Raw genomic sequence first — 393 nt, forward strand, 5'->3', positions numbered from 1 at the left:
TCGCGATGTATTCCATTTCCGGCGTGATGATCCCTTGCTTCGCGTAGTGCATCTGCGAGACGTTCTTGCCGGGCTGCGCGCGGCGCGGCGTGCGATGCAGGCCGGGGAAGCGCAGCTGCTCGGTGGCGGGATCGGCGGCGCGCTCGCGGCCGTATTCGCTCGACAAACCGTCCAGCGATTGCGTGTCGCCGCGTGCCTCGATCCAGCCCTGACGCAGCGCGGGCAGGCCGGCGCGGATGTCGATCTTTGCGTCGGGATCGGTGTACGGGCCCGACGTGTCGTACACGTAGATGGGCGGATTCTTCTCGCCGCCGAAGCCCGTCGGCGTATCCGATTGCGTAATTTCACGCATCGGCACGCGGATATCGGGTCGTGAGCCCGTCACGTAGACCT

The 393-nt window shown here is 66.2% G+C and carries 1 pseudogene; it reads right to left on the reverse strand.

From position 1 onward, the window contains the following. Window positions 1-352: pseudogene (locus GR197_RS31760) on the reverse strand (phosphomethylpyrimidine synthase ThiC); the annotation flags it as partial. Window positions 353-393 lie beyond the last annotated feature (41 nt).

This window comes from Rhizobium phaseoli, from assembly GCF_010668805.1.
In the GTDB taxonomy this organism is placed as follows: Bacteria; Pseudomonadota; Alphaproteobacteria; order Rhizobiales; family Rhizobiaceae; genus Rhizobium; species Rhizobium phaseoli_A.